Source organism: Streptomyces herbicida, assembly GCF_032656585.1.
Lineage (GTDB): Bacteria > Actinomycetota > Actinomycetes > Streptomycetales > Streptomycetaceae > Streptomyces > Streptomyces herbicida.
The window spans coordinates 468670-484323 of sequence record NZ_JAUYWJ010000002.1; the positions used below are offsets into that span (position 1 = coordinate 468670).

At 71.8% G+C, this 15654-nt stretch carries 15 protein-coding genes; 5 read left to right on the plus strand and 10 right to left on the minus strand.

Features of this window, described 5'->3' with window-relative positions; all coding sequences use genetic code 11:
• The first annotated feature begins 62 nt into the window (after positions 1 to 62).
• The 3 genes from Q8A52_RS05885 to Q8A52_RS05895 all read left to right on the plus strand — a co-directional run bounded on the left by Q8A52_RS05885 (position 63) and on the right by Q8A52_RS05895 (position 3184).
• Positions 63 to 716, plus strand: coding sequence for a bifunctional DNA primase/polymerase (locus Q8A52_RS05885; protein WP_316749543.1), 654 nt, complete (start codon positions 63 to 65; stop codon positions 714 to 716).
• Positions 717 to 806: 90 nt separating this feature from the next.
• Complete coding sequence (locus Q8A52_RS05890; protein ID WP_316749545.1) at positions 807 to 1601, plus strand: ABC transporter ATP-binding protein; 795 nt, start codon at positions 807 to 809, stop codon at positions 1599 to 1601.
• Positions 1598 to 3184 (plus strand): transporter, encoded by a 1587-nt coding sequence (locus Q8A52_RS05895; protein WP_316749547.1) that lies wholly within the window; start codon positions 1598 to 1600, stop codon positions 3182 to 3184. Before Q8A52_RS05890 ends, Q8A52_RS05895 begins: the two co-directional genes overlap by 4 nt.
• Before the next feature lie 99 nt (positions 3185 to 3283).
• On the opposite strand, the gene Q8A52_RS05900 is transcribed toward Q8A52_RS05895, so the two are convergent.
• Both Q8A52_RS05900 and Q8A52_RS05905 read right to left on the minus strand, forming a co-directional pair.
• Positions 3284 to 4144, minus strand: a complete 861-nt coding sequence (locus tag Q8A52_RS05900; protein WP_316749549.1) for an alpha/beta fold hydrolase — start codon at positions 4142 to 4144, stop codon at positions 3284 to 3286.
• Positions 4145 to 4622: 478 nt separating this feature from the next.
• Complete coding sequence (locus Q8A52_RS05905; protein WP_116150442.1) at positions 4623 to 5315, minus strand: metal-dependent transcriptional regulator; 693 nt, start codon at positions 5313 to 5315, stop codon at positions 4623 to 4625.
• A gap of 225 nt (positions 5316 to 5540) precedes the next feature.
• On the opposite strand from Q8A52_RS05905, the gene Q8A52_RS05910 reads away from it, so the two are divergent.
• Positions 5541 to 6296 carry an SIS domain-containing protein gene (locus Q8A52_RS05910; protein WP_316749553.1) on the plus strand — a complete coding sequence of 252 codons (756 nt, stop codon included), beginning with the start codon at positions 5541 to 5543 and terminating at the stop codon, positions 6294 to 6296.
• Between the two features lie 30 nt (positions 6297 to 6326).
• On the opposite strand, the gene Q8A52_RS05915 is transcribed toward Q8A52_RS05910, so the two are convergent.
• The 4 genes from Q8A52_RS05915 to pdxH form a co-directional block, all read right to left on the minus strand.
• Complete coding sequence (locus Q8A52_RS05915; RefSeq protein ID WP_316749555.1) at positions 6327 to 7754, minus strand: PAS domain-containing protein; 1428 nt, start codon at positions 7752 to 7754, stop codon at positions 6327 to 6329.
• A gap of 156 nt (positions 7755 to 7910) precedes the next feature.
• Positions 7911 to 8366 carry a GNAT family N-acetyltransferase gene (locus tag Q8A52_RS05920; RefSeq protein WP_316749557.1) on the minus strand — a complete coding sequence of 152 codons (456 nt, stop codon included), beginning with the start codon at positions 8364 to 8366 and terminating at the stop codon, positions 7911 to 7913.
• A 9-nt stretch (positions 8367 to 8375) separates the two neighbouring features.
• Entirely contained in the window at positions 8376 to 8780 is a 405-nt protein-coding gene (locus tag Q8A52_RS05925; RefSeq protein WP_316749559.1) for a RidA family protein, read from the minus strand.
• A gap of 315 nt (positions 8781 to 9095) precedes the next feature.
• A complete protein-coding gene (gene pdxH / locus Q8A52_RS05930; RefSeq protein WP_316749978.1) occupies positions 9096 to 9734 on the minus strand; it encodes a pyridoxamine 5'-phosphate oxidase in 639 nt (212 codons plus the stop codon).
• A 278-nt stretch (positions 9735 to 10012) separates the two neighbouring features.
• On the opposite strand from pdxH, the gene Q8A52_RS05935 reads away from it, so the two are divergent.
• On the plus strand, positions 10013 to 11113 hold the full coding sequence (locus Q8A52_RS05935) for a citrate synthase 2 (RefSeq protein WP_316749561.1): 1101 nt from the start codon (positions 10013 to 10015) through the stop codon (positions 11111 to 11113).
• Between the two features lie 7 nt (positions 11114 to 11120).
• On the opposite strand, the gene Q8A52_RS05940 is transcribed toward Q8A52_RS05935, so the two are convergent.
• From Q8A52_RS05940 to Q8A52_RS05955, 4 genes are all read right to left on the minus strand, one after another.
• On the minus strand, positions 11121 to 12152 hold the full coding sequence (locus Q8A52_RS05940) for an isopenicillin N synthase family dioxygenase (RefSeq protein ID WP_316749563.1): 1032 nt from the start codon (positions 12150 to 12152) through the stop codon (positions 11121 to 11123).
• Positions 12153 to 12694: 542 nt separating this feature from the next.
• A complete protein-coding gene (locus Q8A52_RS05945) occupies positions 12695 to 13297 on the minus strand; it encodes a TetR/AcrR family transcriptional regulator (protein WP_316749565.1) in 603 nt (200 codons plus the stop codon).
• A 7-nt stretch (positions 13298 to 13304) separates the two neighbouring features.
• Complete coding sequence (locus Q8A52_RS05950; protein WP_316749567.1) at positions 13305 to 14039, minus strand: enoyl-CoA hydratase family protein; 735 nt, start codon at positions 14037 to 14039, stop codon at positions 13305 to 13307.
• Entirely contained in the window at positions 14036 to 15631 is a 1596-nt protein-coding gene (locus Q8A52_RS05955; RefSeq protein ID WP_316749568.1) for a 4-coumarate--CoA ligase family protein, read from the minus strand. The genes Q8A52_RS05950 and Q8A52_RS05955 overlap by 4 nt, the downstream gene beginning before the upstream one ends.
• Positions 15632 to 15654: the final 23 nt, after the last annotated feature.

Here is a 15654-nt window from a genome sequence, read left to right on the forward strand (position 1 = left end):
ATGCTCCTCCCCCGCGCGCGCTACGCCCGTAACTCCAGGTGAGCGCGGGAGTTGAGTGGAACGTGGACGAGACGATCGCAGGTACCGAAGCCGCCCGGATTCCGAAGCAGCGCGGGGAATCGCTGCTGGAGACCGCCGTACGCTACGCCGAGGAGCGCCACTGGGACGTGGTCCCAGGCACCTGGCTGGAAGCCGTCGACGGGGTGCAGCGCTGCTCCTGCGACCACGTTGCGTGCGCGGCACCGGGGGCGCATCCCGCGCGCGCGGACTGGCAGACCCAGGCGACCGGCAGCGCGACCGTCGCCCGCCGGATGTGGCAGAAGCAGCCGACGGCGTCGATCCTGCTGCCGACCGGACGGACCTTCGACGCGCTGTCCGTCCCGGAGACCGCCGGGTTCCTCGCGCTGGCCCGGATGGAGCGGATGGAGCTGACGCTGGGGCCGGTGACGCTCACCCCGGACCGGCGGATGCACTTCTTCGTGCTGCCGGGCGTGTCCTCGAAGGTGCCGGACTCGGTGCGCAGGCTCGGCTGGTCCCCGGCGACACTCGACCTGGTGACGCTCGGCGAGGGGGCCTATGTGGCCGCGCCGCCCACGCGTTTCGGGTCGGGTGGCGCCGTGCAGTGGGCCCGCCGGCCCACGCCCGCGAACCGGTGGCTGCCGGACGCGGAGGAGTTGATCTCGCCGCTCGCCTATGCGTGCGGGCGGGATCGGTAGCGGTTCGCCTTTCGCATCCACGCGGCGGAGCCGCACATCGGCACAGTCCTGCGCCCCTTCAGTCCGGCTGCTCCCCCGTAGGGTTTCAGCATGACGGACGCAGCAGTGGTGGGAGCAGCGGCAGCCGTACGCGTACGCGGGCTCTGGAAGCGGTTCGGGCAGCAAGTCGCCGTCGCCGGGATCGATCTGGATCTGCCCGCGGGGAAGTTCATCGGGCTGGTGGGGCCCAACGGGGCCGGGAAGACCACCACCCTCTCCATGGTGACCGGGCTGCTCAGGCCCGATCACGGGTCCGTCGAGGTCGTGGGCCACGACGTGTGGCGGGATCCGGTGGCGGTCAAGGCGCGGATCGGCGTCCTGCCCGAGGGACTGCGGCTCTTCGAGCGGCTGTCGGGCCGGGAACTGCTCGGATACTCCGGGCGGTTGCGCGGGCTGCCGGGCGGCGAGGTCGACAAGCGGGCCACGCAGCTCCTCGACGTCCTCGATCTGGCCGGGGCCCAGCACAAGCTCGTCGTCGACTACTCGACCGGCATGCGCAAGAAGATCGGGCTCGCGGCCGCTCTCCTCCACAACCCCGAGGTCCTCTTTCTCGACGAGCCGTTCGAGGGGGTCGACCCGGTGTCCGCGCAGACCATCCGGGGCGTCCTGGAGCGGTACACGGCCTCCGGCGCCACCGTCGTCTTCTCCTCGCACGTCATGGAGCTCGTCGAGTCGCTGTGCGACTGGGTCGCCGTGCTGGCGGCCGGACGTATCCGCGCGACCGGCCCGCTGGCCGAGGTGCGCGGAGAACACCCCACCCTTCAGGGGGCGTTCCTGGAGCTCGTGGGCGCCCGGGGGCGCGACGCCGCCTCCGACCTCGACTGGCTGGGCGGCGGGGCCCGATGAGCGGCGTCACCTCCACCCTCGTACGGCTGAAGCTGTCCCTGCTGCGCAACGGGCTGCGGCAGTCGGGCGGCCGGCGGGCCGCGTTCGTCGCGTCGGCCGTCGTCGCGCTGCTGTTCGCGGCCCTGCAACTGGTCGGTCTGCTCGCCCTGCGCGGGCACGCGCACGCCGACGCCGTCGCCCTGCTGGGGACGTCGGTGCTGGCGCTCGGCTGGGCGGTGATGCCGTTGTTCTTCCCGGGCGGGGACGAGACCCTGGACCCGACCCGCCTGGTGATGCTGCCCCTGCGGCCGCGCCCGCTGGTACGGGCCCTGCTGGCGGCCTCACTGGTCGGCATCGGGCCGCTGTTCACCCTGCTCCTGCTGGCGGGCTGCGTGCTCTCCGTGGCGCACGGCACGGCCGCCCATGTCACCGCCGTCGCCGGCGTCGCCCTCGCGCTGCTGGTCTGCGTGGCCCTCGCGCGCACCGTCGCCACCGCCAACGTACGGCTGCTGACCAGCCGCAAGGGCCGCGATCTGGCCGTGCTCAGCGGGCTGGTCATCGCGATCGGGGCGCAGCTGGTCAACTTCGGCGCCCAGCGCCTCGGTTCCGCCGGGCTCGGCCAATTGGCCCCGGTGGCCGACGTGCTGCGCTGGCTGCCGCCCGCGTCGGCGGTGGGCGCGGTGCAGTCGGTGAGCGAGGGGTCGTACGGGACGGCGGCCGCCCAACTGCTGCTCTGCGCGGCCGCGCTGGGGCTCCTGGTGGCGGTGTGGGCACGCGGCCTGACCCGGCTGATGACCTCCCCCGACTCATCCACCCTCCAGGCCGCCGACCCCGGCGCCCGGGAACGCCCGTCCAGTGGCCTGGGGCGACTGCTGCCCGCGGGCCGCACGGGTACGGTCATGGAGCGCAGCCTGCGCTACATCTGGCGCGACCCCAAGACCAAGGCCGCCTGGGTGACCTCGCTCGCCATCGGCCTGATCGTGCCCGTGTTCAACGCGTTGCAGGGCACCGGCTCGATCTACTTCGCGTGCTTCGCCGCCGGGATGCTCGGCATCCAGATGTACAACCAGTTCGGCCAGGACACCTCCGCCTTCTGGATGGTGGCCATGGTCATCGCGTCACCACGGGACGCGTATGTCGAGCTGCGCGGCCGGGCGCTGGCCCTGCTGGTGATCACCCTGCCGTACGCGACGCTGGTGACCGTCCTGACGACGGCGATGCTCGGCGACTGGGCGCGGCTGCCCGAGGTGCTCGGGCTGTCCTTCGCGCTGCTCGGGGCGATGCTGGCGACCGGCGCGTGGACCTCGGCCCGCTTTCCGTACTCGATCCCGCAGGAGGGCCACAAGAACGTGGCGCCCGGCCAGGGGGGCCTCGCCTGGATCTCGATCTTCGGCGGCATGGTCGCGGCGGCCCTCCTGTGCGCCCCCGTCATCACCCTGACCATCTGGCTGAACGTGAGCGCGGACGGGCAGGCGTGGACCTGGCTGCTGCTCCCGGTGGGCGCGGCCTACGGGGCCGGGGTCACCGCCATCGGTCTACGCCTGGCGGCCCCGCGGACGGCGGAGCACCTGCCGGAAATTCTGACGGCGGTAAGCAGGGGCTGACGGCACCTGCACCCCCCTGGGAAAGCGGGGAACTGCGCGATCAACCCACACGAGCCCGCGGCCGCCACACAGCAGAACCCCCCGAGCTCCCAGGCGTCCTCACTCCACACTCACCGCATCGAGAAACGGCTCGATGGCGGCCCGCCAGGCCACCGGCTGGTCGTAGTGAACGAGGTGCCCGGCATCGGCGACCTCGGCATACTCGCCGAGCGGCAGCACCCGCACCATCTCCTGCGCCTCCGCCCGCCCCAGCTCCCCGTCGAGGCCGCGCACGACGAGCGCGGGGCAGCGGACCTGCGCCAGCTCCTCCCAGTGCGCGTCGTACACCCAGGTCTCCCGGGACTTGAGCATCTGCTCGGGCTCGAAGACGGGGCGCCAGCCGTCGGGGGACTCGTGCATGACCTCGGCATAGAACTCCCCGCGCGCGGCGTTCGGCCGCTCCACCCAGGGATCGCCCTCGCCGAACCACTTGCGTACGTCGGCGAGCGTGGCGAAGGGAACGGGCCAGGACTTGAACCATTCGGCCCATTCGCGCTGCGAGGCCGCGCCGAGAGCGGAGGCCCGCATGTCGCAGATGATCAGGCCCCGCACCAGCTCGGGGCGTTTGGCGGCGAGCTGCCAGGCGGTCAGCGCGCCCATGGCGTGGCCGATGAGGACGGCCGGGGCGAGGCCGAGCTGTTCGAGGGCCGCCTCGGCGTCCTCGACATAGGCCTCACGGGTGTACGCGGCCTGCGGGGGCTTGTCGCTCTGGCCGTGGCCGCGCTGGTCGAGAGCGACGGCGCGATGCCGCTCGGAGAGCCAGCGGGCGGTGGACGCCCAGTGCGAGGCACGGCCCATCAGGCCGTGCAGTAACAGCACACCGGGATGTGCCTGGTCCGGATCCGCCTTGGGAGGGTCGGCGAACTCCCAGGCCGCGAGGCGTACGCCGCCCGCTCCCGTCACGTCGATGCGCCGTGCCATGGGCTGGCACCCCCCTAGCTCCGCTCGGACCGCTGCTGTCGTGCCGTCGTACCGCTGCGTTGCCTGTGTTCCGACCCCAGATTATCGAATGCCCATTCGAAAATTCTGTCTCTGCGGACAACACCCCTCAATCGAGTGACATCTTTTGAGGCATGATCGCCGCTGTCGAGGGGATTTCTTCAGCGGGAGGCGGACCGCTCGGGGAAAACGGTCCGAGGGGGATGACCCTGAGAGCTCGGGGCTCCGGGTCAGCACAGGGGAGGACAGGCCCCGGCGCCGCAAGGCGCCGGGGCCATCCACGTGCCTGCGGCACATCCTCCCCGCCCCCTCAGGTCATATGCCTCTCGCGACAGCCTTGCACGCGAAGCGCCCGAGCGCTGCGATTCGGCGCACTGAATCTTGGATTCGGCGCGCTCGACGGGGCGCCACAACTGCCCCTCGCAGCACGGGAGTTGACATATACGAAGGTCGGAGCCGGTCAGCGCTTGGCGACGAAGACATGAGAGGCGACGTCCGCCTCCAGCTCGGCCGCCTCGCCGCCGCTGCCCACGAGCACACCGCCCGCCGACTCGGTGACGCTCACCACCGAACCGGGCTGCACACCCGCCCGGCGCAGCGTGTACATCAGCTGGGCGTCGGTCTGGATGGGCTCGCCGATCCGGCGGACGACGACCGTCTTGCCGTCGGTGCCCGGGTCGAGGTCGGCCAGCGACACCATGCCCTCGTCGAGGAACGGGTCGGCACCGTCCTTCTCGCCGAGCTCCTCCAGACCGGGGATCGGGTTGCCGTACGGCGACTCGGTCGGGTGGCGCAGCAGCTCCAGCACGCGCCGCTCGACGGCCTCGCTCATCACGTGCTCCCAGCGACACGCCTCGGCGTGCACCTGCTCCCACTCCAGGCCGATCACGTCGACCAGCAGACACTCCGCGAGCCGGTGCTTGCGCATGACGCGCGTGGCCAGGCGGCGGCCCTCGTCGGTGAGCTCCAGATGGCGGTCGCTCGCGACGGACACCAGACCGTCGCGCTCCATCCGCGCCACCGTCTGGCTCACCGTCGGCCCGCTCTGGTCCAGCCGCTCCGCGATGCGGGCGCGCATGGGGACGACGCCTTCCTCTTCGAGTTCGAGGATGGTGCGGAGATACATCTCCGTGGTGTCGATCAGTCCGGACATACGTGCCCCTCGATTACCTCTGCCGGAAGTCCGGCGCGTGCGCTGGCCCTGGCACCAATTCTGCCGGATCCCACTGACAAGCGTGCCGCACCGGGAAAACGGGGGCGGCGCGGCCGCTCAGCCAGGCGACCCGACACCGGCGCCCCGGACTTCCGGCCGTATTGACACCGCACTGGTCCAGACCGCACGGTGATCCGCGACACAGACGCTGCGAAGGGGCACCGCATGAGCGACGGCACGCCGGCCGACCAGTTCTTCGACGCCGCCATCGGCCTGCTGCAACGGGTCCGCGACGAGGAGTCCGGGGCCATCGCGGCCGCCGGCACCCTGCTCGCCGACACCGTCCAGGCCGGTGGCCGGCTGTTCGCCTTCGGCGCCGGCCACTCCTCCCTCGCCGCCCAGGACGTCGTCTACCGCGCCGGCGGCCTCGCCCTGATGAACCTGCTCGCCGTCCCGGGCGTCGTGGGCGTCGACGTCACCCCCGCCACCCTCGGCTCCGCCCTCGAACGTGTGGACGGACTCGCCGCCGCCGTCCTGGACACCGCGCCGATCCGCGCAGGCGACGCCCTCGTGATCATCTCCCTCTCCGGCCGCAACTCCCTGCCCGTGGAGATGGCGACGAACGCCCGCGCCCTGGGCATCCGGGTCATCGGTGTGACGTCGGTGGCGTACGCCTCGCAGACGAAGTCCCGGCACGCCTCGGGGACGTACCTCAAGGACCACTGCGACATCGTCCTCGACTCGAAGATCGCGGTCGGCGACGCGGAACTCACCCACGAGGCCATCCCGGCCCCCTTCGCCCCCGCCTCCACGGTCGTCACCGCCGCCCTCCTCCAGGCGGTCATGGCCACGACGGCCACCACACTGGCCGACCGCGGCGTCGAGCCCCCGCTCCTGCGCTCCGGAAACGTCGACGGCGGCCACGAGTGGAACGGCCAGATCATGGAGGAGTACCGCGACCGGATCTTCTACCGGCACTGACGACCCGCGTACGCGGACCACCCCTGCGGACTACTTCTCCTCCAGCACCCCGGCCAGATCCAGCGAGGCCCCGATCCGCACCGCCACGTCCTCCGCATACGTCGCGTCGGTCCGCTCGAAGCGGTTCCGCCCGGCCCCGCGCAGAAACGTCACGACTCCCAACGTCCGCCCCCGGCTGCGCAGCACCGCGCACATCGCGTGTACGGCGTCACCCGGCCACTGCCGGGCCAGCGCCCACTCCCGGGCCCGCTCCGCCGGGACGGACCCGGCATCGGCCCGCACCGATCCGGCCCGCTCCACGCACTGCAGGGCGGGATGCCCCTCCTCGTAGCGCACGGGCAGCCCGGCATGACCGGTGAGCACGCTCGGCCCCGGCGCCCCGGCGGGCGTCTCGGCCACCCGCACCAGCCGTACCGGCCCCGACTCCCCGTCGGCCCGCGCATCGCCCGCCACCCGGTCGATCAGGGCGTGGTCGGCGAAACCGGCGAGCGCGAAGTCGAGGTGCACGGTGGCCGCCTCCGCCGGGTCCTCGCACTCCGCGGCCGCCCGGGCCGCCCGGTGCAGCTGGTTGGCGCGGAAGCGCAGCATCGCCGCCTCCTGCTCGCCCTGCTTGGCCTCGGTCACGTCCTGGAACAGCCAGCCCACCCCGAGCGGCACCGGCTCCTCCGCGAGCGGCGAGGCCAGCCGCAGGAACCCGCTCCGCCAGCAGCGCCGTTTCTCGCCCTCCGGCGTCCGCACGCTCACCCACATCTCGGCGGGCGCGGGCGGAGCGCCCTCGGCCAGCACATGGGTGAGCGCGCTCTCCAGTTCCTCGACCCCCTGGGCGAGCAGCTCGCCGAGCGGCCGCCCCAGCACGGACGTGCGCCCGATGCCCAGCGCCCGGGCCGCGTGCGCGTTCACCACGGCCGGCCGCAGATCCGCGTCGACCAGCACGACACCCCACGACGCGTCCTCGAACAGCGCCTCGCTGAGCGCGATGGAACGCTCCAGGTCTATCTGCGCGTGCACCTCGCTGAAGGCGCAGTACACACCCGCGGGCTTCCCGTCCGGACCGCGTACGGCGGCGGACTGCGTCCGTACGAGGACCCGGCCCCCGTCCTTGGTGACCAGCGCGAACTCGTGCACCTGCCGGCCGGGGGCGTGCATCACGGACAGCAGCCGCTCCTCGACCTCCTCGGCGTCCGCCTCGCGCACCGCCCAGCCGGCGAACCCCTGCCTGCCCACCGCCTCGGCCGCGGTCCAGCCGAGGATGCGCTCCGCCTCACGGTTCCAGTGCGTCACCACCCCGTCCGCGTCGAAGGCGCACAGGGCCGCGTCCATCCCGTCCAGCAGGGCGGCGAGCAGATCGGAGCCGCCCGAGCCGTCCGGGCCGTCGTCGGTCACGGGGCCGCCGCCGGTGGGCTCGGGCTCGTCGGGCCCCAGCTCATCGGTGGTCCCACTACGCCGGGAAGCACTCACCTGGACCCCCTGCAGGCTGCGTCCGCACGTACGGCGCGAAAGTTCGCTCACTCCCTTTCATTCAACTCGAACGTGACGCAGCACACACTTGGTTCCCACAAGATTGAAGGAATCGTTGTAACAGACCGCCGCGTCCCGACTGCGCCGAACCATGCCCTAGAGGCCGTCGTCGGACGCCAGCCTGAGGTCCACCCACAGGTCGCTCTCGCCCTCCAGCACATACCGCTCGACCTCGGCGAACCCGTGCTTCGCGGCGAATTGCAGCCCGTCCTCGTTGACCGCGAGGACACATGTCTCGACCGCCCGGGCACCGAGCACGCGCGCGTGCGCGAGGCCGTTCTCGTACAGCGCGGCCCCGTACCCGCGTCGCCGGTACTCCGGCAGCACCCGGGCGATGACCGTCGCCACCGCGTCCTCCCCCTGCGGCGGCCGCACGGTGGAACAGCCGACGAGCACGTCCCCCACGTACGCGTTCTCCAGCAGGTAACGCCCCGCCCGCTCGCGGACCTCGTCCAGGCCCATCGCGGCGGGCGGCACGATCACGTTGTGGACGTGCCGCCACTGCTCCAGCATGGCCTCGCCGTCCACGGCCGTTATCCGAAGATCAGTCACTCGGGCAGACTACGAGGCCGGCGCCGATCGCGAGGGCCGTCGCGCATACACCTCGATCTCGATCCGCATCCGGGGATCCGCGAGCCCGCACATCATCATCGTCGCCGCCGGCCGCACCTCGCCGAACACCCGCCGCAACACCGGCCAGCACGGCTCGAAGTCCTCCCGCTCGGGCAGCAGATACCGCACCCGTACGACGTCGGAGAACCCGCACCCCGCCTGCGCCAGCGCGTCCCCGATGTTCCGCAGACACTGCTCGGCCTGCTCCACCACGTCCTCGGAGATCGTCATGGTCGTGTAGTCGAATCCAGTGGTCCCGGAGACATGCACCCAGTCCCCGTCGATCACCGCCCGCGCATACCCGATCTGCTCCTCGAACACCGAACCACTGAGTACCGCACGCCGCTCCGTCATGGCGGGAACGCTAGAGCCATCGTGGTCGAGAAAAAATGGTTGATCGGTCGCCGAACGGTTCCTAGTGTGTGATGCACACGAGAAGGGAGGTGGTTCGGCAGATGTATGAAAACCGGACGCGTGAGGTGACTGCGGGCTAGCGGCTCGCCACCACACCCAGTGCGGTGCCGGACCAGCACGTGAGACACGCGTGCAGCCGGCCCAATCCCAGCAGTCACCCGACCCGCGAGCTCGCCGGTACGTCCGGCCGGCTTCTTCGCCGAGGCGAAGGACCCGAGCTCGCGGGTCGTCTGCGTTTCGGGGACCGCCCGCGCTTCACGGGCTCAGGCGTTCCACCCTCCAGGTGCCGTCCGGCTCGGCGACGTAGCGCAGGCGGTCGTGGAGGCGGTTGTTCCGGCCCTGCCAGAACTCCATCGCCCGTGGCGCCACGCGGAAGCCGCCCCAGTGCGGGGGCACCGGGACCTGTTCGCCCTCCGGGTAGCGGGCGGAGAGTTCGGCGTAGGAGGCGTCGAGTTCGGCCCGGGAGGAGATCACCGAGGACTGGGCACTGGCCCAGGCGCCCAGCTGGGAGCCGTGGGGGCGGGTGCGGAAGTACGCCGCCGTCTCGTCCCGCCCGGTGCGGTGGGCGGTGCCGGTGACGATGATCTGGCGGGCGATGGGGTGCCAGGGGAAGAGCAGGGAGACATGCGGGTTCGCGGCGAGGTCCTGCGCCTTGCGGGAGTCGTAGTTCGTGTAGAAGACGAAGCCCTGTGTGTCGTACTGCTTCATCAGAACCGTGCGTGAGCTGGGGCGGCCCTCGGCGTCCGCCGTGGAGACGACCATGGCGTTGGGCTCGTAGATCGTGCCACCCGCGGCAGCCCGTGCGGCCTGCTCGAACCAGAGGGTGAACTGGTCCATCGGGTGAGCGGCGAGATCGCTCTCCTCGAAGCCTTCGACCCGGTAGTGCTTGCGCATGGCGGCCGGGTCGAGGATGGGTTCATGGTCGGTCACGCGGTCATCTTGCCGTATGCACGTACGACTTCGCGTGGCACTGAGTGCCGCTTGGGCTCCCCAAAGGTGGCACTCGGAGATATCGTTCAGATGCCGTTCCGGTTGGGTGACCACCAACCGTTCGGGGCATCACCGGGGTGACCGTTTCGGACCGCGAGTCCCGAGAGTGACCGTGGAGCCGCTGCGGCACCCGCTTCCAGGCATTCTTCCGCGCGCCGCACACATCATCTAGGAGCCGCCTGATGTCCGACTTCGTACCCGGGCTCGAAGGAGTCGTCGCGTTCGAGACGGAGATCGCCGAACCGGACAAGGAGGGTGGCGCCCTGCGCTACCGGGGGGTCGACATCGAGGACCTCGTCGGTCATGTCTCGTTCGGCAACGTATGGGGGCTGCTGGTGGACGGAGCCTTCAATCCTGGGCTGCCGCCCGCCGAGCCGTTCCCCATTCCCGTCCACTCGGGTGACATCCGGGTGGACGTACAGTCGGCGCTCGCCATGCTCGCCCCCGTGTGGGGCCTGAAACCGCTCCTAGACATCGACGAGGAGCAGGCGCGCGACGACCTCGCCCGCGCCGCGGTGATGGCGCTCTCGTACGTCGCCCAGTCCGCCCGCGGGCAGGGCCTGCCGATGGTGCCGCAGCGGGAGATCGACAAGGCGCACTCGGTCGTCGAGCGGTTCATGATCCGCTGGCGGGGCGAGCCCGACCCCAAGCACGTCGCGGCCGTCGACGCCTACTGGACGTCGGCCGCCGAGCACGGCATGAACGCCTCCACCTTCACCGCCCGGGTCATCGCCTCGACCGGCGCCGATGTGGCGGCCGCGCTGTCCGGTGCCGTGGGCGCCATGTCCGGACCGCTGCACGGCGGCGCCCCCTCCCGCGTCCTCGGGATGATCGAGGAGATCGAGCGGACGGGCGACGCGGAGGCCTACGTCAAGCGGGCCCTGGACAAGGGTGAGCGGCTGATGGGGTTCGGGCACCGGGTGTACCGGGCCGAGGACCCGCGCGCGCGTGTGCTGCGCCGTACGGCCCGTGAGCTGGGCGCTCCGCGGTTCGAGATCGCCGAGGCGCTGGAGAAGGCGGCGCTGGAGGAGCTGCACAACCGCCGTCCGGACCGGGTGCTGGCCACGAACGTGGAGTTCTGGGCGGCGATCATGCTGGACTTCGCGGAGGTTCCGGCGCACATGTTCACGTCGATGTTCACGTGCGCCCGTACGGCGGGCTGGTCGGCGCACATCCTCGAGCAGAAGCGGACCGGGCGGCTGGTCCGGCCGTCCGCCCGGTATGTGGGGCCGGGGCCGCGCAGCCCGCGGGAGATCGAGGGCTACGCGGCCATCGCCCACTAGTCGCTCTTCACGCCGGGCTGAGCAGGTCCGCGTGGTGCCGTTCCGCCACCAGCGGGTGGGCCCTCAGCTTGCCCTTGAGCTCGTTGTAGCCGTACTCGGCGAAGAGCGGGTTGGCGGGGTCGTCGGTGATGCCCGGGGCGTTGGTCGCATGCGGGAAGGGCAGCGGCTCCACCCGGGCGTCGAGCCGCGGGTTGTAGAAGAACGGGACGGAGAAGCGCTCGGTGGCGCCGGGCGGGCTGACGACGCGGTGGTTGGTGGCGATCAGATAGCCGTTCGTCGCCACTTCGAGCAGCTCGCCCAGGTTGACCACGAAGGCGCCCTCCAGCGGCGGCACGTCGTGGAAGAGCCCGTCCTCGCGCTGGACCTGCAGTCCGCCGACCGTGTCCTGGAGCAGCAGCGTCAGGAAGCCGTAGTCCTTGTGGGCGCCGACGCCCTGTTCCGTGCCGTCGTCGGCGCTGCCGGGGTAACGCACGAGCTTGAGGTGCGGGTGGGCGCTCTCGCCGAAGACCGGGTCGTAGAAGTCGGCGGGGGCGCCGATGGCGGCGAGCAGCTCGTGCAGGAGGCGGCCGGCGACGCCGCTGAGCCTGTCGATCCAGGCGAGTGCGGCCGTGCGCAGTTCGGGGAGGGCGGCGGGCCACTGGTTGGGGCCCTGCAGCCACCAGTAGGCCGGTTCGCCCGGTGCGGGCACGTGAGCGGGGCGTTCGGCGCCTATGTCGAGCTGGTCGCGCCAGTCGCGGGCGCCCTGGGTGCGTTCGTCGCCGGTGCGGGTGTAGCCGCGGAAGTGGGGCGAGTTCACGTTGTCGAGGGCGAGCCGGTCGGCCGCGGGGAGCGCGAAGAAGGCGCGCATCGCGCTGACCAGCGCGTCCGTCTCGGCACGGGTGACGCCGTGCCCGACGAGCTGGAAGAAGCCGACGTCGTGGGCGGCGCTGTGCAACTGGGCGTGGAGGAGGGCGCGGGCCTGGGGGCCGCGGTCGGCGGCCGACAGGTCGATGATCGGGAGTTGATCGTACGACGGGGTCGTCGCGATGTGCGTCGTCATGAATGCGTCCACAGGGTGTGTGGGCCACGGGCAGGCCGCCGAGGGTAGGGCGGCGCCCAGAATGCCGTAAAAGACGGGAGAATAAAGGGGCTGATTCAGGCCGAAAGCCGACAGCCCATGCTCGTGACGCGCACGTAGTCCACGTGACGGCGTCGAACGAGCATCGGAAGCATGCGCCAAGGGTAACGCGCCCCATGAAAAACCCGTGGAACCCGAGGACAGCCCCGCACCCCGCCGGCGCCCGCGTCCCGGCGTCACCCCGTCGGCACGCGCCGGCCGTACTTTTGGACCGGCGGAGCTCCTCCGGCCCCTGCCCCTGGCCCGGCGTCAAACGCATCGGCCCGCGCCCTGAGGCCCTCAGACGCCGTCGGCAATCCCGCGACCCTCCGCGGCGGCCGCTCCGGCCGTACCGCTTGAGCAGGGCGAAATCCCTCGGGCCCCGCGGTAAGCCCCCCAGTCCCGACATCAGCTGCTCGGGCCGCGCGGCGTCGCACCCCGGACCCGCCGTCAGCCCCGACCGCCATCAGCGTGGGACCCAGCCCTCAGCCCAGCGTGTTCTCCAGCAGCGCCGTCCACTGGGCGACCACCCGTTCGCGGCGGCCCGTGTCGTCCGTGAGGAGGTTGGCCAGGCCCAGGCCGCGGGCCATGTCGAGAAGGCCCTGGACCGTCTCGCGGACGCCGGGGCGGGACTCGTCTGCGCCGAGCAGTTCCACCGCTATGCGGTGGGTCTCGCGGCCGACGCGGGCCTCCAGCTCCGTGACGCGGGGGCGCAGCTGGTCCTCGTTGGAGGCGGCGACCCACAGGTGGAGGGCGGCGCGGAAGAGGGGGCCGGTGTAGAGGCCGACGAGGGCGGAGACGACGGCGCGGCGGTCGGCGGCGCCCTCGGGGAACAGGGCGCGCAGGGCCGTGGAGCGTTCCTCGGCGACGTACTCCACGGCCGCGGTGAACAGGTCCTCACGGGTACGGAAGTGGTGCTGGGCGGCCCCGCGGGAGACTCCGGCACGTTCCGCGACGACGGAGACCGTGGAGCCCGCCCAGCCGTGTTCGGCGAGGCAGGCCACGGCGGCCTCCAGGAGCCGCTGCCGGGTGGCCCGGCTGCGGTCCTGTTTGGGCAGGCGGTCGCGTTCGGCCGTACTCACACTCATCTTGCGCTCACATCACCCACGAGGGATCCCGTCGTTCCAGGAAGGCCGTCATCCCCTCACACGCCTGCGCGGAGGAGAACAGCCGCGCCGAGAGCGCGGTCAGATCCGCCGCGTCCCGGTCGAAGGCTTCCAGCACCCTAGCCGTGAGCAGCTGTTTCGTCTCGGCCAGGCCCTGCGGGGACGATCGGCGCAGACCGTCGAGGATGGGTTCCAGTACGGCGTCGACGTCGTCCCCGGCCGCCGTGACGAGGCCGATGCGGGCCGCCTCGGCCGCGTCGAACCGTTCGCCGGTGAGGTAGTAACGGGCGAGGGCGCGCGGATCGGCACGCGGGATCACCGAGAGGGAGATGACGGCCGGCGCGACCCCGATCCGTACCTCGGTGAACGCGAAGCTGGACGCGGCGGACGCGGCAGCGATGTCGCACGCGGCGAGCAGCCCGAGTCCGCCTGCGCGGACGTGTCCGGTCACCCGGGCCAGGACGGGCTTGCGCAGCTCGACGATCTGCCGCAGCAGGTCGACGAGGGCGTCGGGGTGCGGCGGGTCGCGCAGGTCCGCTCCGGCGCAGAACGTGTTGCCGGAGTGGGTGAGGACCACGGCCCGTACGTCGCCGTCCTTGGCGCACTCGGTCAGCGCGTCCGCGAGCTCGCCGACGAGCGCGGCCGACAGGGCGTTGCGGGTGTCGGCCGAGTCCAGGCTGAGGGTTTCGATGCCACGCGCGCGCGTGCGTCCGATCAATGTCACTTCCGCTCCCTGAGTTCGCGCAGTTCCCGCAGTTCCCGCAGTTCCCGGCGGAGGATCTTGCCGGAGGCGGCCCTGGGCACGCCTTGGATGAAGGTGACCTGCCGGACGCGCTTGTAGGGGGCGACGCGTTCGGCGACGTACGCCATGACCTCGTTCTCCGTGAGGTCGCCGGCGGTGGGCTGGCGCACGACGTGGGCGTGGGGGACTTCGTTGTTGTCCTCGTTGTAGACGCCGATGACGGCGGCGTCGGCGATGCCGGGGTGCGTGAGGAGCAGCGCCTCCAGCTCGGCGGGTGCCACCTGGAAGCCCTTGTACTTGATGAGCTCCTTCACACGGTCGACGACGAACAGCCAGCCGTCGGCGTCCACATGGCCGACGTCACCGGTGTGCAGCCAGCCGTCGGCGTCGATCATGGCGGCGGTGGCCTCGGGGCGGTTCAGGTAGCCCTTCATGACCTGGGGTCCGCGGATGAGGATCTCGCCGGGCTCGCCGGTGCCGAGGTCCTTGCCGGGGTCGTCGAGGGAGACGATGCGCATCTCGGTGCCCGCGATGAGCCTGCCGACCGTGCCGGGAGGTGCCTGGTGCATGGCGTCGAGCGGAACGACGTGCGTGCCGGGCGAGAGTTCCGTCATGCCGTAGGCCTGGCCGACCGGCGGCAGGCCCAGGCGCTCGGAGCAGGCGGCGGCGAGCCGGGCGTCCAGGGGTGCGGCGGCGCTGATGATGTACCGCAGGGAGGACAGGTCGTAGCGGGCGACGGCCGGGTGCTTGGCGAGGGCGAGGACGATCGGCGGGGCGACGTACAGGCCGGTGATGCGGTGGTTCTCGATGGCCGCGAGGAACGTCTCCAGGTCGAAGCGGGGCAGCACGACGACGGTGGCGCCCTTGCGCAGGGGCGCGTTCATGAGCGCGGTGAGGCCGTAGATGTGGAAGAAGGGCAGGACGGCGAGGATGCGTTCGCCGGGTCCGGCCGTGACGGCGGGTTCGAGCTGGGCGAGATTGGTGGCGAGTTGCCGGTGGGTGAGCATCACGCCCTTGGGGACGCCGGTGGTGCCCGAGGAGTAGGGCAGCACGGCGACGTCCTCGGCCGGGTCGGTGAAGACGTCCGGTTCGGGCGCGTCGGAGGCGATCAGGTCGAGCAGGGAGCGGTGTCCGGGCGCGTTGTCGCAGACGAATATCTCCCGTATGCCGCTCGCGAGTTCGGCGGCGCGGCGGGCCGCCTCCAGCAGCGGCGAGACGGTGACGATCCAGCGGGCGGCCGAGTCCCGCAGCTGCTTGGCGAACTCCTCGGGCGTGGCGAGCGGGTGCACGGTGGTGACGGTGGCACCCGCGCGCGTGGCGGCATAGAAAGCGGTCGGGAAGGCGATGGTGTTCGGGCTGTGCAGGGCGAGGACGTCGCCCTTGCGCACACCCGCGTCGGCGAGCGCGGCGGCGATGCGCCGGTGGAACCGGTCCAGCTGTCCGTACGTGAGGGTGGTGCCGTCGGCGCCGTCGATCAGGGCGGGCTGGTCGCCGAACTCGGCGGCCCGGCCCAGCACGGCCTCGTGGATGGGGAGTTCGACGGCCGGGACGTCTGCGTACTCGCTGCGGAACACGGTTCCTCCTCGGGCGACGGGGT